This window comes from Bradyrhizobium uaiense (assembly GCF_010811875.1).
In the GTDB taxonomy this organism is placed as follows: Bacteria; Pseudomonadota; Alphaproteobacteria; order Rhizobiales; family Xanthobacteraceae; genus Bradyrhizobium; species Bradyrhizobium uaiense.
Window position 1 is genome coordinate 26,703 of record NZ_VKHP01000018.1, and the last position, 20,110, is coordinate 46,812.

Consider the following 20,110-nt stretch of genomic DNA (forward strand, 5'->3'; position numbering starts at 1 on the left):
ACTCGTAAGATCAGCTGTCGCGCCCCCGACCCAGCCCTATCTTGCTTCTTCCGGTGGCACGTCGCTGTATTCCGACCCTTCGGGTCTCTCCGGGTTCGAGCCGATCGGCAGGCCACCGGTCACCTCAACGCGGTGCACGACTTCGGTGACGCCGGCATCAGCGCCGCCAGTTGGGACGACGCGCGGGTGAACATAGACCGCCGCATCCTTGGCAACGGCCACTGCGGCGCGGAGGTAATATTCAAACCGCTTCTTGTTGCTCACGCACTCGTTTGCCAGCGCCTCGAAGTTCCGCATTGCCTTGATCATGACGTCGAGCGGGGTTGAGCCGGACGCTGCAACGGCGCGTTCTCTCGCGGCGGTCGCCTTATTCGGGACGCCCTTTTTGCGACCAGCGCCGGGCCGTTTTCCGCCGTTCGCCATTGTGCCAGTTTTTCAGTTTTTCAGTTTCAAGCGATGGCGACCGCGTGACGGTGTCTGCAGATCCGCCCGGTGTATTCGAGGAATCGGAGCGCCAATTGCCGGAAGGGTCGCGGTCGGCGCGGCGGCGCTGGCTTCGGCGCGCTGACGATCGGAGCGCGGGTCGCGATGGCCGGCGGCTTGCAAGGCTTTCGGCGCGGCCGTGGCCGACCTGGCACGCCATACGCAGCGGGTGAGCGGAGCGTCGCTTGCTTGTCCAGGAGGCGTTGGCGCTTTGCCCCCTCGGCCTTGCATGCCCGACATTGACGCTTGAAGTGACCGGACTTCGTTGACTTGATCAGTTTGGTATTGGCCGGCGTGTAGGCGTGGCCGTGCGGGCAGTGGGTTTTGGATTCTTGCCAGCGATTTCCGGTAATCACGCTCAGGTTACCGCTCACGACGTTCCCCCCGTGGTTTTGGTCGGGAAGGCGTTGAACTCGGTCACCCAGCTATAGGCGTCGCGCTGACGGAAGTTTCCGAAATGGTGAATCGACGAAATGACGAACGTACCCTGCTGCGTGACGGACTGATTGATCAGCGAGGACTGCGCTTGGGCCGAGTTGGTGATCAGCGTCTTCGGCATCGTGACCGTATCGTTGAGCACGATGTCGGCGCGCATCGCGCATTTGAACGCAATCGACGGCGCTTGTATCCAAGTCGGCTGGCCGATCAGGTCGACGAAGTCGATCGCTTTCGGTGTCGTGTTCGGCTGGTCATAGACGTTGATCGTGTTGCCATCGAAGGCGATCTGAACGCCCTGATAGTCCGGCTTGTTGATGATCGACTTGCTCGCCGCGAACAGGAACTCGGCAAGCGACCGAGCGCCGGTGTAGATGCCGGGTGAATCCTCTGGTGCGACGAGATTTCCGTTGAGCGTCTGCACGTTGACGGTGAAGCCCGGATAGCCGGTGGTCAACGTCGACTTGATCGCCCCGTCGAGCGTCTGCCCTTTTTTCCAATCGAGAGACAGGTTCTTAGGAGGATTCGGCGGCGCGTCCTGTGCCGGCGGCGCTCCGACAGTGATGACTAGGTCGAGCGACATATCCGTGCCCAGCCAGTTTCCAAACGCCTGGAAGATGTAGCCCTGCACGAGCAGCCCGGCCTGCTTTGGATTGGCCAACGGCAGGCCCTTCTGAAAGCCGCCGTAGACCTTGATTTTCTTGCCGGTGAGGTTCTTCGCCTGGCTGATCATGGAGAGAGGAATGCCCCAGACCTTGACGAAGGCGCCAGCATTTGCTGGCGAGTGCATCGGGGCCACTGGGATATCTAGCTCCACCTGCAAGGCGCCGGGAAGGTTCTGCCCGCGGTCGAAGCTAGTGAATACCGTGGAGCCGCCGTCGATTTCGATCCGATAGTATCTCATGGGGAGGGGATTGCCTGCTGCGTCTGCACGACGACGTTGTTGCCGGTCTGGTTCATGATCCGAACGTCGGTCTGCACGTGGATGTGACCACCGGTCGCGTTTTTCGACGGGTTGCTATACTCGTCGATCACTTTTCCCTTGATGCCCTGCCGCGCCATTTCATCGCGCACGATCTGCGCGACTTCGGCGGCCTGGGCCGGGTTCTTGATCGTGAAATCGAATGCGCGACCTTCGTTGTGCGCCGAGCTGAAGCCCTTGTGATAGGCATCCGCACCCGCCGTGATCTGATCGAAGCCCGGGACCTTGCCTTGCACGGTCCGAGCGAGCGATGCGAGGCCAGGGTCGAGCGTCCCGGCGCCGGCCTTGATCGGTAGTGAGGCGCTACCGGGCGCTGTGCCAGTACCGCCTTTGTAGATATCCCAGAGCTGGGTCCATACCGTGGCCTTACCTTCGGCGCGCGCCTTCCGCAGCTCGCCTTCGGTCGGCAGACCGTCTCTGTGGTGCTTTGACCAATTGTTTCGAGTCCGGATGCCTTTGGCGCCCGTGTCGCCAGAGACGTAGATGCCGAAATCCCGGACCTTGCCTGCAAACCACGCAAAGCCAGCAGCGACCCCTTTCACGTCGCGTTGGAAATCCTCGCTGCCGAGATAGGTGCCGAACGTCTCAATGCCCTTGCCGATGCGCTCCATGGCGTCGGGCGGGATCGCCTTCGATAGGTTCTCGATCGACCGGACGAGAGAGCCGGACAGCTTCTCCATGCCCGGGATCAGCGGCGCCAGGCCCCTGACGAACACGTTCTCGATCCGGTTGCCGGCATCACTGAGTGCGGTCTCGAAGTCTTGATAGGCGCGCTGGGTGTCGCCGCCCACGCCGTATTCACGCGACCGGTCGCGGAACATGACATGCTGTTTGTTTACTTCCTCCCATGAGGTGTGCTTCAGCGTCCGGAGGTAGTCCGCGTTCATCCCCAGGCTGCTGAACCCGCGCACGTCGGCAATGGTGCCCAGCACACTGTCGTCGGTTTTGTCGGCGATCCGCTTAGCGGACGCAATCAACCGCGCGGACACCTCGGCGCTGCCGCCAGTGAGATCGCTGTCGGTCAATCCGGCGTTGTAGAGTGAAGCTCTCTTCCGGACGTCGCCCAGCGCGTCAGCGACACCGTGCAGGATCGCGCCCGGATCGCCAAACCGGTCAAAGGCCGTACCGAATGCGCGCTGCTGCCCATAGGTCGCTCCCAGCCCAAGCGCGCTCCGCCGGCCGCTGGCGACGTTATCGGTGAGACGGCTGATGCCGAACAGGCCGCCGGCACCGAGCAGGCCGCTGAAGACGGCGGTGAGGCTGCCCCACTTCATGAGCTGGCCGGTCATGTCGCGAATGTTGCCGGCGACGCCCGTGGTCTGCCGCCGGATCCTCGTCCACGAGTTTTCCTCTTGCCGAAGTAGGTTGAGGGCCGCCTTGTGCGCCTCGCCGAGCATGCGCTGCTGGGCGATCGCCGTGGCCTGCTCGAACACGAGATCGCGGAAGCCCTTCACGCCCTGCTGCTGCGCGGCGGCGATGTTGCGCCACTGTAGCGGCGTAGAGCCGAGCTGCTGTTGATAGCGCTGGAAGAGGGTGTTGAACTGACGGAACGACTGATCGTTCACGTCGATTTGTAGGATGCTCCTGGCCGTCATGGTGGTCCCCGTCGTGTGTGGATGCGCTGGCTTGTCGGAGCGGGCCTCCGCCAAGAATCATCGAAATCCCCGTGCAAAAACGTCAGCTTTGGAATTGTGCCGCAACTCCTGCCCAAGAGGCCCGCCGTAGTCCTTCCCAATCTGCTGGAAAAATTCAGCCATGACTCGCTCGGGATCACCATGGACGCGCGGCCTGTAGTCCGCGGCATCGAGTGGTGGGCCGGGGTCTCCAAACGCGTGGTGTTGCGTCGCCACCTTCTGGGGCTTCTCCTCCAGCGGCGCCGGTGGCCATTCGCCCGTGGCATAGAAGGTCGCGAGCGCGGGCGCTTTGTACTCTCGCCCGCCGATGCCGATGATCCAGTGGCCGCTGGCATCGCGCCCGGCCACGTCACCGGCGCACGCACTGCCGTGCTTGGCTCTCCAGCGGAACACTCTGGTGTCAGGTTCGAGGATCAGCATTTCCCGCAATAGGGCCTGTGTCAGCTCGCGCTTGACGGTCGCAGGCTTTGGCGTTCTCACCATGATGATCACCATTGCGCTCGCCGCGCGTAGCCGGCCGGCTCTTCGGGGGGCACTTCGGGGTAGTGCTCCGCAATACTGGCCCACCACGACTCGAAGTCCGGGAACGCGGCGAGTTCATCGGAGCGGGGGAGCCCGCCGACAACTAACGCGGTCTCGCCGGCTGCAATGGCCAGGTCCGCGGCGCGTTTGGCGAACGCCTCCAGCTCTTCACCGTCTTCGCGCTTCCAGCGGTGCGCGCCGGCATAAGCCCAATTGATCGACCCCTGCAATCCACCTTCAACGATCACTGTCCGGAATACGTTGCCAGTCCGGAGGTGCTTCGCGTTGAGACGCGCTTCGATCGCCCGTAAACGCTTTCTATGGTTCGACATCCAGCGCCATCCCTTCTTCGATCTTCTCGATGAATGCTTCGTGCTCTGCGGTTTCGATGGCCTTCCGATGTAGCTCGACAACGGCAGAGACTTCGGTCGCCTCGGTGGGAGTAAGCGTGCCGGCCGACATGGCCGCTGAGATGGCCGCCTGTGCGCTGACAATGTCGGCCGCGGTGTTGAGCGCCGGAAGCTCAAACTGCACAGGCCGCCCCTTGCGCTCGCTCCAGCCCCATTGCGTTTTCGAGTACCAGATGAAGGCCGTCATGTTGCCGCGCCGGAGCTGTTTGACGAATCCGCCCGAGGCGATGTTGTCCAGCTCGATCTTTGCGGTTTTGATCTCCCGCGCAAAGCAGCGCGCGAAGGTTTGCAGGCTGATTGGATCGCCCGTTGCGGGATTGATCAGCACCGCACAGAGATCGCTGTGGGTGTAGGCGCGCAACGCCAAGTTCATCCGAACTAGTTCGCGCATCGCCTTTGTCGGGACGAATTCCTTCGGGCGCCCCGCACCAGTTCGCCGGCCGCCATTCCTGGGTCGTGACGGGTCTTTTCGCTTTTGTCTGGAGATTTCCATAATCAGTCATGGAACGAACGTGATCGGGGCGGTGCGGGGCTTTAGGTGGACTGCTAAGGCGCCGCGCCGCCCGTCACACATTCGGCGCCGGCCTCCGGACGTCCAGGAGCGGAAGCAGGCGCCGCTGTCGCAAAGATCGGGATCGTGAAGGTGTCGACGTTGTCCGTCGTCAGATCCTCGATATCGCTTGTGACCTGCGCGGCAGCTCTGACGATAGCGTCGACCTTGGCGCGGCGCGATTCTTGATCAGCGAGATGCTGTTGGTCAGCCGCGCCAATCGTCCTGGGATCAGCGCCGCGAATGTCAACTTCGCGCAGATCAGCCAACCGACGCTTGCCGAGCGGTAGCTGCGTTTGTTTCAGCGCTTCTTGCTCTGCATGATGCACGGCGTTCAACAGAAGCGCCTTCTTCGCTGCAAAGATTTGCGCCGGCGTCGGATCATCGTTCACGATCTCGAAGTCCGGCACATAGGTGACGCTGCCATCAGCGCCTGTGATTGCCTTGATCGATGCCGCAATATCAGGATGGGCGAGGGGGGCCGGATACGGCTCATGGCGACCTCGCTTCTCAGTCTGCCACGCAGCGAAATCTCGCCAGAAAGCCGACGCCGGATCTTCCGCATCAGCGTGATCGGACGGCTTTGGTTCGGGACGCATGGGCTGCAACGCCTTCACCTGAACGTCGTGATCGTGCCATGTCTGCATCTCGTGGATGAAAGTGTCGACCAGATTTCCGAACGCTTGCTTCACCTGATCGAAGGTGACTGGCGGCGGAGCGAGTGCAGACTTGAGGATTTGGTGCGTCATGATTGCGAGCCTTAAAGCTTGATGTAGTAGTACACGCCATCGACGAGCGGAACGTTGTTGTGTGCCGCTCCGCTGCCTGCGGACGCGTTGGATAGCGAAATGCCCGTCGCTGCGCCCGCATTGTTGATAGCAATGTTGGTGACAGCACCAGAGTTGCTCAGAACGATTCCGGTGACCGCGGCAGCGTAGGAGATGTTGCTGTGTTGCTGGATGACATCGAAGGCGCCGCCGGCGGCGCCGCCAGCGGCGTTACCGCCCAGAATCGCACCCACGTTCTGGTGAGCGTGCCCAGGGTCGGACAACACGTTCCCATGGAGGTGTCCCGGATCGCTCAATGTGTTGCCGTGTGCGTGGGTTGGGTCCGTCAGCACGTTGGCGTGAGTGTGCACAGCCAACTCGGCGACGATCAAAGTGTGCAGGTTCTCGCCGAGGACAGAGCCGGGTGTAGTAGAGCTGCCGGTCCGCACCGGAACGCCAGACAGTAACGAGGTGGCGGTGCCACCCATAGTGTCGACACCATGCTCTCCCTTGCCACGCTTGTCGTATACGGCAATGCTCTTGTTCGCGGCGAAGTCCGCGGTGGCGTTCGCGCCGCGAGTAGTCGGCGCTCCAGCGCTGGTGAAGACCGGACATTGCATGTTCGAGAAGTTGTTCCAGTGCCAGGCGAAGAGGTTGGCGCAGTCATTGTTGGCACGCTGCGTTGCGTTCGATGCCGGTCCGCCAATCGTGGTCGCGTTTGCGATCACCCAGCCCGTGATGGTTTCACTCGTCGGACGAAACTTCATGTCGCCAGTCGTTGCAGCGCCGGCCGTCGATTGCGCCTGCTGCGACGAGCTGATGAGCTGATAGCTGGTGAGGTTGTCGACAAATTCGGCCCAGCCGCCGGCAATGAGCGCTCCAGAACCGAGCTGGCTTCCGTCAGGATTGAGGAACGGAGACGCGCCGGCACCCACGTCGAGCGTGCACGGGCCGGTGTTGTTGTTCGCGATCCTGATCCGCAGCGTCATGCCTTGGCTGCGTTGGGTGATCGGAGGAGAATAGGCGCCGACGTAGGCGTTCACGCCGCCCGTATCCAGAGCCCAATTGTGCGCGGCGGCCTGTGCCTGCGGAATTTGCTCCATGTTCTGGACGGTCGCTGCCGTCACGAGATTCGCGCAGATGTCGCCGCCGTTCCAGTTCTTCGCGACGGTGCCATCCTGACCGCGGACGATCGTGAACACGTCGCCCACACGCTGTGTGACCAGCACGATCTCGTTGACCTGCTGCGTCGCCGCGTCGAGCAAGGTCAGGAAGAACGGTTGGTTCGCGATTGGCGTTGGAAAAAGCGCTCCCGTACCGGCCTGCACCTGAAGCGTGGTCACCAGCGAGTTGATCGGCGCCGCCAAGATCGTGTTGGCGTTGTTTGCAAATTGATAGGTTGGTGCGGCCATTTATGTGTCCCGGTAGTTTAGATGTCGCCGGACTCGTCCGGCGACATCGTGGAGAGCAGCGTAAACGGTCAGCTACTGCATCGAGCCAGGCAAATGCCGGGTGCCGATGTATTCGACGTGCCGAACCGGACGCGAAAGCTGCTTGAAGATCGTGCCGTTGCCGACAAACCGGGTGATGGTGTGACCGCCCGAAGTGGTCTCGGTAATCGCGCGATGCTGAAACTCCGGCATTCCGACGGGGCTTGTCGCCGCGTCCATGGCATCAGCTCGGATTTCGCCGAGCACGTTGTCGAGCGCGACTTGGTCTCCTGCGATAATCCGAAGCTCTACGCCTTTCCATTTCGGCGAATGCTTCTGCATCGCTCGGTGCTGGCGGATTTTGTACGAGACGAGATCTTCACCGGCCATAGGCGGCTCTGCGCGCGAGCCGAGAGCGCGCATTACGGAGTCGGCCTTTGCTTGCACATCGGCGAACGCGTCCAGATCAGCCATCGACCGCGACTGCTTCTTGCGCATGTCGTTGACGCTCGACGCCGACACAGCGAACTCATGGCGGCTAACGCTATCGGATCGCGCGTCTGCGGCGGTACGCACGGCCATCGTTCCGTCGGGACCGCGGTCATCTTCGTCTCGGCGGCGCATAGAGGTATCGACACCGCGATCGCGCGCGCCTGCGGCGTCGGCGGCCGTGATGGCAGCGAGTTGATTGTAGCTCTCGCTGACTGCGTCGACACGGCCAGCGAGTTTCAAGATGTCGCCGCGGAGCTCTTCAGCAATAGCAGCGAGCGCTTCGAGCAGTTTCTCTTCGTCCATTTTCGTAGGTCCCTGTTGTTGGGTGTTACGCGCACATCCTGTGTTGCAAGCTGTAGCACGCTTTCAAAGAACAGCCGCGTAGAGCTGTGGAAATCGCCTTGTTACCGTTGCGTTGTTGTTACCTTCGAGCGCGGTCGATCAACGACAACAAGAAAGCCCGCTTCGCAAAGTCGCTGCCGCACACCGGCAAATCGTGTCAGCGACCATTGGTCCGGCATCTCGCGCCGAACGTCGTCCGCGAGGTCGAACGCGCCGGCATGTTGCCACTTCAGATATTCGAGTAGCTGATACGCGTCGGGGTCGCGAAGTCGGATATTCTCGGTGGCCATCGTCCGATCAATGGTCAGTCTTGGCATCGCTCAATTCCTTTCGGCGGGACAATTGGTCGGTTTCATCGTCCGCCTACAAATGACCTGACGCGGCCGGATTCCTGAAGGCTGGCGAGCGTGCCCCAAGACGCTGCCGCATCATGTGCAGCCCGCCGCGGTGCGCAGGGATGGCTGCGCCATCGGTGTCGTCCTGCAGATAGCTTTCGAAGCTGGACAACCAATCGCCAAGCGACGGCGCGTCATGCGTCCCGCGGAGATAGTCGGCAGCGGTGTCGACGATGTCATCAGCCGCATATCCCCTGCGAAGTAACGCGTGCCAATGGACCAGCGGGTCATCTTCCCAGGTGCCGCACCAACCATCGAGCTTCTGCAGTTCGTCGAATGCGAGGCGGGCTTCCACTGTGCTCTGCTGGTACATCGCCAGACTACGGGACGGAGGAAGGGGCCTGCAGGTGCTGGTACTCGGTGCAGCGTTCGGAGACCGATCAACCTCGCTCGCGTTCGCAACGTCAGTTGCGATACGACTGTTATCTTTCTTGGTTGAATCTGTACTTGGTAGAAGATCAGTATTTAGTAGTGACCTGTTTTCAGGCGACGGTTCTTCCGGCGCCGGTGCGTCGGGCGCAGCGAGTACGTCATAGCCGGCCGCGCCCCATCGTCCCGCAATGCGCTCTTGAACCTTCCGGATGTAGCCGGCCGCGATCAATTCATTGATGGCATTGCGAACGCGGTCCCTGCCGGCTTTGAAGCGTCGCGCAAGCTCCGTCTGCCTCACCATCCAGTCGGACGGCTTGCTTCGCAGGTACGTGAAGATTGCCAGTGCCTCGAAACTCAAGCGCTCGTCATTGAAGCAGGCGTTGCCGATGACGGTGTAGTTGCTCGTGAATGTGTGCTGCGCGATCGTCACTTGTGATCCCTTCGTTGCGTTCGAAAGGAAGCGACCGACACGACGCTTGATAAACAGCGGCGCATGCACTATGCAGAATCTCGCTGGAGACTTCCGCAAGGGGTCACATCCCTTGTGTTCAACACCCGTCGGTTCACAGCCGGCGGGTGTTTCGTTTGTAGCGATGTCAGATGCTCTTGTTCCGCTCAAGCCCCGACAAACACGCGAGGCTTGTTCCGCGTGAGAAAAACTTGGTTACCCATCGGGGAGAAATCATCCTGCTACGCGCCAATAGAGTAGGCGTTTTGGAAGTGCCCATTCTACGCGGGTTTTCGCAATTGCTGCTCCTCGCGCGTCGCGGATATGCTTGCTTGTTACCCGTGAGAGAAGCTCATGAACTTTATTTTTCTTCCGCGAATGTGAAGATGTGCAAAGTGAGTTGTTACCGCGTTGCTACCGCAATAATGACACGCTACACCATGCACGCCGATTGATCGCGGGTGCTCCTCTCGCGGTCTATTGGTTCGGTGATGGTGTTGTGTTGCTTACGCACCTTCTTCGCTTGGCTCTGAAGGATCGGCCCGCGGCACCTGTCACGGGCCGGTTTTCGTTTCAGGCGTGCATCACGTCCTGATAGTTCTTGCCGTTTGCGCGCATTTCGTATTGTTTGCGACCGTCCAAAAGCGCTCTGCACTCGCACGATCCCGGCAAATGCCGGGCGGAGGCAATGCCATGGACCAATCTCGGCAGAGCGACGTCTCAAAGGCGGCAGGACGCGCTCCCGCAACCGGCGCCGGAGCGTCATCCGACTGCCTGTTGACGCCTCACGAAGCCGCCTGCAAGCTCAACATCACGGTGGATCAACTCAACGCATTCGCCCAGGACGGTGAAATCGCCTACATCAACGTCGGGCGCGGTAAAAAGCGACCGCGAAGACGATACGCTGAAGAGGACATCCAAGAGTTTCTTGAGCGACGCCGGAGGAGGGAAGTACCGTGTCAGTCTATCGCGACAAGCGCTCGCCGTACTACCAATTCGATTTCCAGCACGAAGGTCGTCGGTTTCATGGCAGCACGAAGTGCACGACGCGACGCGATGCAGAAAAATTCGAAGCTGCAGAGCTAGAGAAGGCCAAAGCGCTGGTAAAGGCGACGCGACGCTCCAAGGCGTCGCTGGCTATCGATGACGTAGCCGACAGGCTCTGGAACCACAGCGCTCAATACGACGCGGACCCGAAGGCCACCGAGACGAATCTGGCGCGCCTGATCGAATACTTCGGGCCATCGAAACCCCTAACCCAGATCGACAACCAGGCCGCCAGGGAGATGGTGGCGTGGCGGCGAGGGCATCGCGTTAAGCGGCGCGGCAAGCGGACCAAGGAAGAAGAACAGGCCCTGCCGCTGGTCTCGAATGCCACCGTGAACCGGTCAGCGACGAAGGTACTTCAACGGCTCTTCACGTTGGCCAAGGCCGAGCGCGCTGAATTCCCGGCCGAGCCGGATTGGGATGAACTGTTGCTGCCCGAACCGGAGGAGCGTGTCCGCGAACTACAGGACCACGAGGGCGACGCGTTAGACGATGCGATGCGCTCTGACTATGAGCCGTTCTTTGACTTCGTCCGGGCCAGCGGCATGCGAATGAAGGAATGTGTGACCCTTCGCTGGACCGAGGTCAACTTTGGCGCCAAGCAGATCGTCAGGCTCGGTAAGGGTGGCCGGCGGGTGGTATTCCCAATCACACCGGCCGTGCGTGAGATCCTGTTCCCGCTGCAAGGCCAACACCCTGAATTCGTGTTCACTTACGTCGCTGTCTACGGCAACAAGAAAACGCAGATCGTGCGCGGCCAGCGCTACCGGATAACATATAACGGGGCCAAGTCCGCTTGGCAGACGCTCCGCAGGCGGGCCAAGGTGACGGACTTCCGATTCCACGACTTCCGACACGACTTCGGTACCAAGCTGCTGAGGAACAGCAGAAACCTCAAGCTGGTGCAGAAGGCGCTGAACCACCGGGACATAAAGAGCACCCTGCGCTACGCTCATGTTCTGGATGAGGACGTTGCTGCTGCCGTCGAGGAGCTTGCGAAGTCCCGGAAAAAGTCCCGGAGCGATGTCAAGAAGGTGAGCTAAGGCTCTGATATCGCGCTGAAAGTGCTAACTGGCGTCGAAGCTTCCAGATGTCGTTTGCCGCAACGCTCGGCCTCGTGGCGCTGGTGCAGATCGGGCTGCCGAACCTGCTGGCGTCGCCGGATCATTCGGCGACCGCGCGCGTTGCGCTGTGGGGCGGGCGTGAGCTCACGATGCTGATGCTGGCCTCGCTGGTGGCGGGGCTCGCGACGACGCCCTATGCCGCATTCCATTTCCACCGCGTGACGCCGTACGGGCTGCTCGCGAACCTCGCGGCGATGCCGGTGGTGTCCGCGATCGTGATGCCGGCCGGTATGCTCGGGCTCCTCGCCATGCCGTTCGGGTTCGACGGCGTGTTCTGGGCGATCATGGGCTTTGGCATCGACTGGATGATCCTGGTGACGCAATGGGTCGCTGCGCTGCCCGGTGCGGTCGGCCGTATGGCGGCGTTCGGGATCGGGCCTCTGATCGTTGCAAGTGCGGGCCTCGTCCTGCTCGGCCTGTTGCGCACGCCGCTGCGCTGGTCGGGCAGCGCTGCTGCTGGTGGTGGCTTCGGTCTGGGCGCTGCTTGTGCCGCAGCCGGACGTGCTGGTCTCCGCCGACGGCCGCAACGTCGCGGTGCGTGGCGGCGATGGGCGGCTGCATCTGATGCACAGCGCCAAGGACGCCTTTCTCGTCAAGGAATGGCTGGCGGCGGATGCCGATGCGCGGAGCGCGGCCGATGCATCCCTCGGCGAGGGCGTCTCCTGTGATCCGAGCGGCTGCGTGACCCAGAGCTCGAACGGCGGCTTCGTCGCGCTGGCCGTGCGCCCTGAGGCGCTGGCTGACGATTGCGAGCGTGCGGCACTGATCGTGACGGCCCGGCCGCCGCCGCCGCGGGGCTGCGCGGCCTCGGTGATCGATGCCGAGCGGTTGCGACGCCACGGTGCTCTGGTGCTGCGCAGGACACGTGACAGCTACGCCATCGATGCGGTCAAGCCCGGCGGGATCGACCGGCCGTGGTCGCCTGCGGTTCCCGGCGACAGTGACAGCGAGACAACGTTGCGTGGACCCGCCACCACGCCGCGGCCCGCCGTCGATGCGACCCCGGCCGAGACGGATTTGCAGGGCGAAGATTAGCCGTGGTCCGGCGAGGGGCCGGCCGGCAGTTCGAACAGGCCGAGATGGTACTCGTCGGAATCGGGGCCGGCGTCGGGCTTCTTGACGAGGGTAAAGCAAGCCTCGGGAAACTGCTCCCAGACCTTCAGGTCGTCAGCCGTCACCGTCAGCCAACCGAACCGGAACATATAGCGGCCCGGTTCCGTGACGCGTCCAGCTTTTTGCCAAGTGACCTTATCGACCACCGCGCACGTCCTCCGTGCACGATGATGCTCCAAGGCGGCCGCCGACGCAAATCTCCTGCGGCGCCCCGGAACCGGATGTCCGGGGTCGCTCCAAATCGTTAGGTCATCCGCCGCTGAATGGCGCATTCCGCGGCGACGATGCGCTCAACCCAAAAACAGCGTTGCGAACGCGGAGGGGCGCCGCTCCACAACCTTCGGCTTCTGCTCGACCGGCGGATGCAGTGCCGGCAATTGCAGCACGCTGACGCGCTGTCCCTCGACGAGCTGGGTCACCAGCACGTGGCTGCCGTCGGGGAATTCGACCGCGTCATGATGGCGATCGGGAACGTCGGGTTCGACTTCGTTGAACACGCCGACGCGGAAATTCATCGTCTTGGTCCAGATCCAGCGGCTGTCGTAGCGAACGTTCTCGGCGAAAGCGAGTTCGGTGCCCGGCAGCATGCAGACCGCGACCGTGGGATCGTTCTCCGAAGCAAAGCCGCGGGTCGACGTGCCGCGGAAAGTCGTCGTGATCAGCGTCTCTCCGACGATGGCGGGGCGCGATGCCACGGCGTGCAGACTATAGTCACACATCGGATGGCTCCTCATTTCGAGGTAGCGACCCGTGCCTCTCCTTGAGGCATAGGGCCTCTACCAGAGTGGACGATAGCGAACGAGCGTCTGCTCGTTTCTGGGCGATTGTACGACTGGCCCGAGTTCGCCTCAATCACAAACACGCGACACTGCGTGAGAGTTATCGGAGCGCATCGGGCTGGCCGCATGCCGCACTATCTTCCAAGGAACGATCCGATGTGTCGCTCGTTCCTCTCAGCCCTCAGTATTTGCGATAAAGGCCGATCAGCTTGCCCTGGATGCGGACCCGGTTCGGCGGCAGGATGCGCACTTCATAGGCGGTATTGGCAGGCTCCAGTGCGATCGATGCGCCGCGGCGGCGGAAGCGCTTCAGGGTGGCTTCCTCCTCGTCGATCAGCGCCACCACGATGTCGCCGGTGTTGGCAACGTCGTTGCGCTGGATCAGCGCCATGTCGCCGTCGAGGATGCCGGCATCGACCATCGAGTCGCCGCGCACTTCCAGCGCATAATGTTCGCCGGAGCCGAGCATGTCGGGCGGCACGCTGATGGTGTGGCTGCGGGTCTGCAGCGCCTCGATCGGCGTACCGGCGGCGATTCGGCCCATCACTGGGACCGCGACCGGACGGTTGCCGTCGTCCTCGGCGATCGGCGGCGTGCTGGTCCGCTTGCCGAGGGTGCCTTCGATGACGCTCGGCGTGAAGCCGCGACGGCCGTTGCCGGCGCCGGCCGAGAGTTCGGGCAGCTTGATGACTTCGATGGCGCGGGCGCGGTTGGGCAGGCGGCGGATGAAGCCGCGCTCCTCCAGCGCAGTGATCAGGCGGTGGATACCGGACTTCGAGCGCAGGTCGAGCGCATCCTTCATCTCGTCGAAGGAGGGCGGCACGCCGGCCTCTTTCAGACGTTCATTGATGAAACGCAGAAGTTCGTACTGTTTGCGCGTGAGCATCTCGAGTATTCCCCCGGTTGATAGCGTCGTTCGATTCCGAGACTCTTCAGGTGGGGCCTGCAGGCCGGGCCTGACCTCAGGAGCATGGCGCTCGTTGCACTGCTCCCTGGCGGCCTCCCGATTGTAGACACCAGTACTCGAAACAAATCATGAACGGACACTATATGTTCGATATGTGTTCCGCAACCACTTAATTTCCGGTGAACGGGTTCTGCAACGCGCAATCGGTGGGCCGCGAAAGCCTCACTCAGGCAGCGTCAGGATCTCGCATTCGCTGCCTTTGACGGCAGCAGGCGCAAACGGCGGACGCACGAGAAGTGCCCGTGCCGCAGCGAGATTCCCGAGCAGTGAACTATCCTGTTGCGTCACCGGCGTTGCGATCAGCGTGCCGTCCTCGCGCTCCTCGAGACGCGCGCGCAGATAGTCCTCGCGCTGGTCGTTGGCGGCGAGGTCGCGGCCGAGCAGAGCGGTCGCGCGGACATGATGGATCGTCTTTCGGCCGCTCAGCGCCCGAATCAACGGCACCAGAAACAGGAAGGCGCAGACGTAGGAGGACACCGGATTGCCGGGCAGGCCGATCACCCGCATCGCACCGAGACGGCCGTGCATCATCGGCTTGCCGGGCCGCATCGCGATCCGCCAGAACGCCATGTCGACGCCCTCGGCCTCCAGCGACTGCTTGACCAGATCGTGGTCGCCGACCGACGCCCCGCCTGTCGTGATCAGGACATCGGCGCCGGTCTCGCGCGCCCGGCGGATGCCGGCGGTGGTTGCTTGCACGGTGTCGGCGGCAATCCCGAGATCGACGGTCTCGGCGCCTTCGGCGCGGGCCAGCGCCCGCAGCGCATAGCCGTTGGAATAGACGATCTGGCCGGGGCCTGGCTGTGCGCCCGGCATCACCAGCTCGTCGCCGGTTGCGAGCACCGCAACCTTCGGGCGGCGGCGGACGGCGAGTTCCGGATAGTTCATGGCGGCCGCCAGCGACAGCGCGCGGTCAGAGAGGCGGCTGCCGGCTGCGAGGAGCACGTCGCCCTCGCGGAAATCGACGCCGGCGGTGCGGATGTGCCGTCCGGCGGTTGCGACCTCGGTGATCGCGATGTGGTCGCCGTCGATCCTGGTATCTTCCTGGATGATGACGGCGTCGGCCCCTTTGGGGATCACGCCGCCGGTGAAGATCCGCACCGCTTCGCCGGCACCGACCGTCCGCTCGAACGGGCGGCCGGCGGCGACTTCGCCGATCACCTTGAGCCGGGCCGAGAGGTCAGCGGCGTCGGCGGCACGCACGGCGTAGCCATCCATCGCCGACATCGGCTGCGGCGGCTGGGTGCGCAGCGCCGCGAGGTCGCGCGCCAGGGTGCGGTGGTAGGCGGCATCGAGCACGACCTTCTCCTCCGGCAGCGGTTCGGCGCCGGCGAGGACGGCGGACAGGGCATCGGCAACCGGCATCAGGGCCACGCTCAGAACTCCCAAGATTCCAATGTTCAAATCCCAAGTGCGGTCAAAGCCCTTGCCACGTCATCCGTCGATGTCACGTGGATGGCATGAAGGCCGCGCGCCCGCGCGCCTTCGATATTGGCGGTCAGGTCGTCGAAGAACAGGATCCGCGACGCCGGCACGCCGATGGCTTCTACCACATGATCGTAGGCCGCGGCGTCGGGTTTCCGATGGCCGATGGTCGAGGACAGGAACACGGTCCGGAAATGGCCGAGCAGCTCGGCATGGATGACCGAGAAATGCGCGACATGGGCCGGGTTGGTGTTGGAGAAGGCGTAGAGCGGCATCCGCTTCGCCGCGGTCGCGAGCAGGGGGGCGATGCCCGGCATCTCGCCGGTGAAGATCGCGTTCCAGCCTTCGAGGAACTGCGCATCGGTGAGGTCGATGTCGAGCGTTCGGCGCAGGTTATCGAAGAACGCCGCGTCGTCAATCCGGCCGATCTCATGATGTTTGAAGCTGTCGTCGACGACGAAGCGGCCGGCGAGCTCGGCCGGCGCACAGCCGGCATGCTGCGCCCAGTGCGCCATCACCTTGTCGAAGTCGATGTCGAGGACGACGCGGCCGATATCGAACAGCAGCACGTCGACGGAATCGGGAGAGAGGTGCGAGGTCATTGCGTGAAACGATGTACGAAAATTGCGGGCGCGCGGCAACGTCCTCGATTTCGGTGACGGGTGTGTGGATGGCATTTGCGTTCGTCATCCCGCGTACACTACCGTCGCCCCGGCGAAGGCCGGGATCCATAAGCACAGGGTTGTGTCGTCGAAAACAGGCTGTGGCCCCAGCGTCGCGCAACAATTCACATTCGTGGTAGTAGGTCCCGGCCTTCGCCGGGACGACGGCGAATGTGCGGCTCCGCTGGCGCGCCACACCTCCGCATTCTCGCGACATGATTTGCCCGAGTCTTGCTTTTCGTCTCGCCGCCCTGAAATCAGAGGGCGCAGGGAAAGCCGGGTGCCGATCGCACCCATGGGCCCCGAGCAAAGGGTAGAAAGCTCGGGGGTAGGACCACAGGTGTAACCGGAAACAACCCGGCTTTCCCTGCGCGATGGGTTACGGCTTATACGTGCTCTCCCCGGCGAGACTGGGCTTTGTTGTCACCGTCTTCGCAACGCGCATTGCGCAATCGGAAAAGACACCTACCACTAGGGCGTCAGGCCTGCACGATTTCGCCGTCCGCATCATGCGCATTCGTCGACTGCGCAATCAGCGTCCACCGCATCTCGACCCGCGTTCGTGACGATCGCGAAACGCCCCTCGATCGGGCGAGACGGGGAATTCATACACCGAGTTATTACACTTCGGATAAAGCGAAATATTTTTGCTGCGGAGGCTTGCGCCGTCGGGCAAGTCAGATGTATGGGCCTTACGGGTGTTTGGTGCGTGAAGCGACTTGCTGCTTGCCGGGCAGACCTCTCATATCCTGGAAAGCGCCAGGCCGAGGTAGGCGATGAGCGCGCCGGTGCTGAGGATGACGACGACGAGCGCCTGCTCTGAACGTGCCTGCAAGGTTTTTCGGCTCACGGCGATGACGCTCCATCGTTCAAGATCATGCTGTCCAACTAACATCGGCTGGTATGCGTTCCAGTTCCTGTCCGGGAACTTTCATCCATGTCAGCTGCGTCGGCAGACCGGGGCGCGCCTCGTTGCAGGCCAGAAACGCGCAACGCCGCCCGCATTGAAATACGACGGGCGGCGTTGGTTCTGGCCCCAGGAGGGATGACAAAATCCTGACCTGTACGGATACGAAGGCTGAGGAAAAAAGGTTCACCGCTTCGGCTCCGTATGATTCCGGTACTCCGGAGGGGCAGATGAAAATAGTGCAGCGTGGCTTAGGATCGCGTCACCAAGTTGCTCCGGCCTCAGCGTGTACCCCCTCGCTGGGGCCTTTCTTTGCGCCGCGGATCCCGCGGCGCCGGGGTTACGTGCAGCGAGTTGTCAGTCGGCGAGCTGAGGCGCCGGATGGGTTCGTGGCTGCACTGCGCGTCGATGTCGCTGCTGAGCCGCACTATCGCCTTGTCGATGACGAGGCGTGGAACCATGCCCGGATATCCGTGTCGCGCGAGGTGCGCGCTGTTCTTGCCGCTGCGTTGCCGACGGCACGTACCGCCGCCGCGGCGCCGATGGGGCTTGCGGTGGCGTCCGCGACCAGCTTGCGCAATCGGGCCGCTACGCCAGGGATGGTTCGCGACTGCAATCCTGGCAGGCATACTATAGCAAGGCGCGATAGCTGATAGACCCACCGTGATCTATCGTGCGGCTCGTGCGTGGTATCACCCCGCCTTGATCCCCGCAAAGGAGCTGCCGATGCGTTTGCCCGCCGTCCTTTTCGTTCTAACGGTCGCCGCGAGCCCCGTGGCAGCGCAGGAGCTGTCGGGCACGCTGCAGAAGATCAAGGAGACGAAGAAAGTCACGCTCGGCTTTCAGGAAGCCTCCGTTCCCTTCAGCTATCTCGACGACAACGCGCGGCCGATCGGCTTTGCGCTCGATATCTGCCTCAAGATCGTCGATGCGGTGAAGAAGGAGCTGGGCATGCCCGACATCGCCGTCGACTACCTCCCGGTGACCTCTTCGAACCGGATTCCGCTGATGGTCAACGGCACGATCGATCTGCACTGCTCGGCGACCACGAACAGCGCGGACCGCCAGAAGCAGGTGACCTTCACCAACACGCACTTCCTGAGCGCGACGCGCTTTGCCGCCAAGAAATCCGCCGGCATTAACTCGATCGACGACCTCAAGGGCAAGTCGGTCACCGCGGTGGCGGGGTCGGTGAACCTCGCGCAGCTCATCAAGGTCAATGCCGATCGCAAACTTGGTGCCAATGTGCTGCCGGCCAAGGACCAGGCCGAGGCATTCCTGATGCTGGAGACCGATCGCGCCCAGGCCTACGCGCTCGACGACGTCCAGCTTGCGGTCGCGATTGCGCGATCGAAAGAACCTTCGCTCTACATGATCAGCGAGGAGGCTTTCTCGAAGGCCGAGCCGTTCGGCATCATGCTGCGCCGGGAGGACGCGCCGTTCAAGGCGCTCGCCGACCGCGCCACCGCGGAGCTCTACCAGAGCCCGGAGATCGAGGTGATGTACAGGAAGTGGCTGGAGCAGCCGACCCCGCCGAAGGGCATCAACTACAACGTCCCGATCTCGCCCGCGCTGCGCAACGCATTCGCCCATCCGAGCTCGAGCTTCGATCCTGATGTGTACGAGGTTGCGAAGTAGCGGACGATAGGCTGACCGGAAAACGGTTCACCGCGCCAAGCCGTCGATCCTTGGAACGGCTTTTCTCGCGCGCGGCGAAAAACGAAATAGCGTCTCATATACATCGCCGGCTTTTCACCTAAGCTTGTGGCAGTTGTGACTGCCGATCAGGAGCTGCCGGTGACCGCGCCATCCTTTCTTTCTCGACGTTCTGCGCTAGGTGTGCTCGCAGGCAGCCTGATTGCGGGTGGTGCGCGCGCGGAAACCGGAGCGGGCGGGGGTGCCGATCTCGGTGGCGTCACGTTGCGGGTGGCGTACTACAAGGGCGGCTGGCGTCCGCTGCTGGAGGCGGCGGGCGAGGACAAGACGCCCTACCGGATCGAATGGAAGGAGCTCAACAACGGTGTGCTCCACATCGAGGCATTGAACGGCGATGCGCTCGACATCGGATCGGGCAGTGAGATTCCGGCGATGTTCGCCGCGCGCCAGAACGCCAAGGTGCGCTTCATTGCCGTCACCCATGAGGATCTCAACATCCAGGTCACGGTGGCGGCGAAGGACGCGCCGATCCATTCGATTGCCGACCTCAGGGGAAAGCGCGTCGGCTATGTGCGCGCGACGACTGCTCATTATTTCCTGGCCAAGCAGCTCGAGGAAGCCGGGCTTGGGTTCGGCGATATCGAGGCCATCAATCTGACGCCGTCGGACGGTTACTCGGCGTTCGCCTCCGGCAAGCTCGATGCCTGGGCGATCTACGGCTACAACGGACAACTCGCCATCGCCAAGCAGGGTGCGCGCCTGCTCAAGACCGGCGTCGGCTATCTCTCGGGCAACTTCCCGATCTACGCCAATCCGAAGGCGGTCGACGATCCGCAGCGCCACGCGGCGGTGAGCGATCTGCTGCTGCGGATCCAGCGCGCCTATGCGTTCGCCAACAAGAACTTTCCCATCTATGCGGCCGCGCAGGTGGCGGAAACCCATCTGCCGTTGCAGGACATTCTCGACCAGTTCGCCCGTCGCAGCGACGACTTCTCGCTCGCCGGCGTGACGCCCGACGTGCCGGAAACCCACCAGAAGGTCGCCGACACCTTCCTCAAGCTCGGCGTGCTCGACGCGCGCGCGGAGGTTGGCAAATTCTGGGACACGAGCTTCAACGAAGCGATCGCCGCGGGCGCTGCCAAGCTTGCGCGGATATGAGGGCCGTTAT

Annotated in this window: 19 protein-coding genes and 1 pseudogene; 4 read left to right on the forward strand and 16 right to left on the reverse strand. The window is 62.7% G+C overall.

Translation table 11 applies throughout. The annotated features are described in order from the left end of the window. Positions 1 to 36: 36 nt before the first annotated feature. The 11 genes from FNJ47_RS07325 to FNJ47_RS07375 all read right to left on the reverse strand — a co-directional run bounded on the left by FNJ47_RS07325 (position 37) and on the right by FNJ47_RS07375 (position 9,313). Positions 37 to 423 (reverse strand): hypothetical protein, encoded by a 387-nt coding sequence (locus FNJ47_RS07325; RefSeq protein WP_163152104.1) that lies wholly within the window; start codon positions 421 to 423, stop codon positions 37 to 39. 430 nt (positions 424 to 853) lie between these two features. Continuing rightward, positions 854 to 1,822 carry a hypothetical protein gene (locus tag FNJ47_RS07330; RefSeq protein WP_163152106.1) on the reverse strand — a complete coding sequence of 323 codons (969 nt, stop codon included), beginning with the start codon at positions 1,820 to 1,822 and terminating at the stop codon, positions 854 to 856. Continuing rightward, positions 1,819 to 3,495: a hypothetical protein gene (locus tag FNJ47_RS07335; protein ID WP_163152108.1), complete on the reverse strand. Its 1,677-nt coding sequence runs from the start codon at positions 3,493 to 3,495 to the stop codon at positions 1,819 to 1,821. The genes FNJ47_RS07330 and FNJ47_RS07335 overlap by 4 nt, the downstream gene beginning before the upstream one ends. Before the next feature lie 57 nt (positions 3,496 to 3,552). Further along, positions 3,553 to 4,029, reverse strand: coding sequence for a hypothetical protein (locus FNJ47_RS07340; protein ID WP_163152110.1), 477 nt, complete (start codon positions 4,027 to 4,029; stop codon positions 3,553 to 3,555). After that, a complete protein-coding gene (locus tag FNJ47_RS07345) occupies positions 4,023 to 4,388 on the reverse strand; it encodes a hypothetical protein (RefSeq protein WP_163152112.1) in 366 nt (121 codons plus the stop codon). The genes FNJ47_RS07340 and FNJ47_RS07345 overlap by 7 nt, the downstream gene beginning before the upstream one ends. Continuing rightward, on the reverse strand, positions 4,375 to 4,857 hold the full coding sequence (locus FNJ47_RS07350) for a hypothetical protein (protein ID WP_163152114.1): 483 nt from the start codon (positions 4,855 to 4,857) through the stop codon (positions 4,375 to 4,377). Before FNJ47_RS07350 ends, FNJ47_RS07345 begins: the two co-directional genes overlap by 14 nt. Positions 4,858 to 5,012: 155 nt before the next feature. Continuing rightward, positions 5,013 to 5,765, reverse strand: a complete 753-nt coding sequence (locus FNJ47_RS07355) for a hypothetical protein (RefSeq protein ID WP_163152116.1) — start codon at positions 5,763 to 5,765, stop codon at positions 5,013 to 5,015. A gap of 11 nt (positions 5,766 to 5,776) precedes the next feature. Next, entirely contained in the window at positions 5,777 to 7,195 is a 1,419-nt protein-coding gene (locus FNJ47_RS07360; RefSeq protein WP_163152118.1) for a hypothetical protein, read from the reverse strand. A gap of 72 nt (positions 7,196 to 7,267) precedes the next feature. Beyond that, positions 7,268 to 8,008, reverse strand: coding sequence for a hypothetical protein (locus FNJ47_RS07365; protein WP_163152120.1), 741 nt, complete (start codon positions 8,006 to 8,008; stop codon positions 7,268 to 7,270). A gap of 101 nt (positions 8,009 to 8,109) precedes the next feature. Beyond that, a complete protein-coding gene (locus FNJ47_RS07370; protein WP_163152122.1) occupies positions 8,110 to 8,364 on the reverse strand; it encodes a hypothetical protein in 255 nt (84 codons plus the stop codon). A 46-nt stretch (positions 8,365 to 8,410) separates the two neighbouring features. Further along, positions 8,411 to 9,313, reverse strand: a complete 903-nt coding sequence (locus tag FNJ47_RS07375; RefSeq protein WP_163152124.1) for a helix-turn-helix domain-containing protein — start codon at positions 9,311 to 9,313, stop codon at positions 8,411 to 8,413. A 905-nt stretch (positions 9,314 to 10,218) separates the two neighbouring features. Between FNJ47_RS07375 and FNJ47_RS53855 the strand changes: the two genes are divergently transcribed. Both FNJ47_RS53855 and FNJ47_RS07390 read left to right on the forward strand, forming a co-directional pair. Continuing rightward, positions 10,219 to 11,352: a tyrosine-type recombinase/integrase gene (locus FNJ47_RS53855; protein ID WP_163152128.1), complete on the forward strand. Its 1,134-nt coding sequence runs from the start codon at positions 10,219 to 10,221 to the stop codon at positions 11,350 to 11,352. A 38-nt stretch (positions 11,353 to 11,390) separates the two neighbouring features. Beyond that, positions 11,391 to 12,468 (forward strand): annotated as a pseudogene (locus tag FNJ47_RS07390) (ComEC/Rec2 family competence protein); the annotation flags it as partial. On the opposite strand, the gene FNJ47_RS07395 reads toward FNJ47_RS07390, so the two are convergent. From FNJ47_RS07395 to FNJ47_RS07415, 5 genes are all read right to left on the reverse strand, one after another. Further along, positions 12,465 to 12,692 carry a hypothetical protein gene (locus FNJ47_RS07395; RefSeq protein ID WP_163152130.1) on the reverse strand — a complete coding sequence of 76 codons (228 nt, stop codon included), beginning with the start codon at positions 12,690 to 12,692 and terminating at the stop codon, positions 12,465 to 12,467. The pseudogene FNJ47_RS07390 and the gene FNJ47_RS07395 sit on opposite strands and share 4 nt — an antisense overlap. A gap of 144 nt (positions 12,693 to 12,836) precedes the next feature. Beyond that, positions 12,837 to 13,265, reverse strand: coding sequence for a hypothetical protein (locus tag FNJ47_RS07400; RefSeq protein ID WP_163152132.1), 429 nt, complete (start codon positions 13,263 to 13,265; stop codon positions 12,837 to 12,839). 241 nt (positions 13,266 to 13,506) lie between these two features. Next, complete coding sequence (gene lexA, locus FNJ47_RS07405; protein WP_163152134.1) at positions 13,507 to 14,211, reverse strand: transcriptional repressor LexA; 705 nt, start codon at positions 14,209 to 14,211, stop codon at positions 13,507 to 13,509. A 243-nt stretch (positions 14,212 to 14,454) separates the two neighbouring features. Further along, positions 14,455 to 15,666: a molybdopterin-binding protein gene (locus tag FNJ47_RS07410; RefSeq protein ID WP_163152136.1), complete on the reverse strand. Its 1,212-nt coding sequence runs from the start codon at positions 15,664 to 15,666 to the stop codon at positions 14,455 to 14,457. A gap of 26 nt (positions 15,667 to 15,692) precedes the next feature. Beyond that, positions 15,693 to 16,319 (reverse strand): HAD family hydrolase, encoded by a 627-nt coding sequence (locus FNJ47_RS07415; protein ID WP_163152138.1) that lies wholly within the window; start codon positions 16,317 to 16,319, stop codon positions 15,693 to 15,695. Between the two features lie 1,693 nt (positions 16,320 to 18,012). On the opposite strand from FNJ47_RS07415, the gene FNJ47_RS07420 reads away from it, so the two are divergent. Continuing rightward, a complete protein-coding gene (locus tag FNJ47_RS07420; protein WP_163152140.1) occupies positions 18,013 to 18,924 on the forward strand; it encodes an amino acid ABC transporter substrate-binding protein in 912 nt (303 codons plus the stop codon). Between the two features lie 159 nt (positions 18,925 to 19,083). Then, a complete protein-coding gene (locus FNJ47_RS07425) occupies positions 19,084 to 20,100 on the forward strand; it encodes an ABC transporter substrate-binding protein (protein WP_347341626.1) in 1,017 nt (338 codons plus the stop codon). Positions 20,101 to 20,110 lie beyond the last annotated feature (10 nt).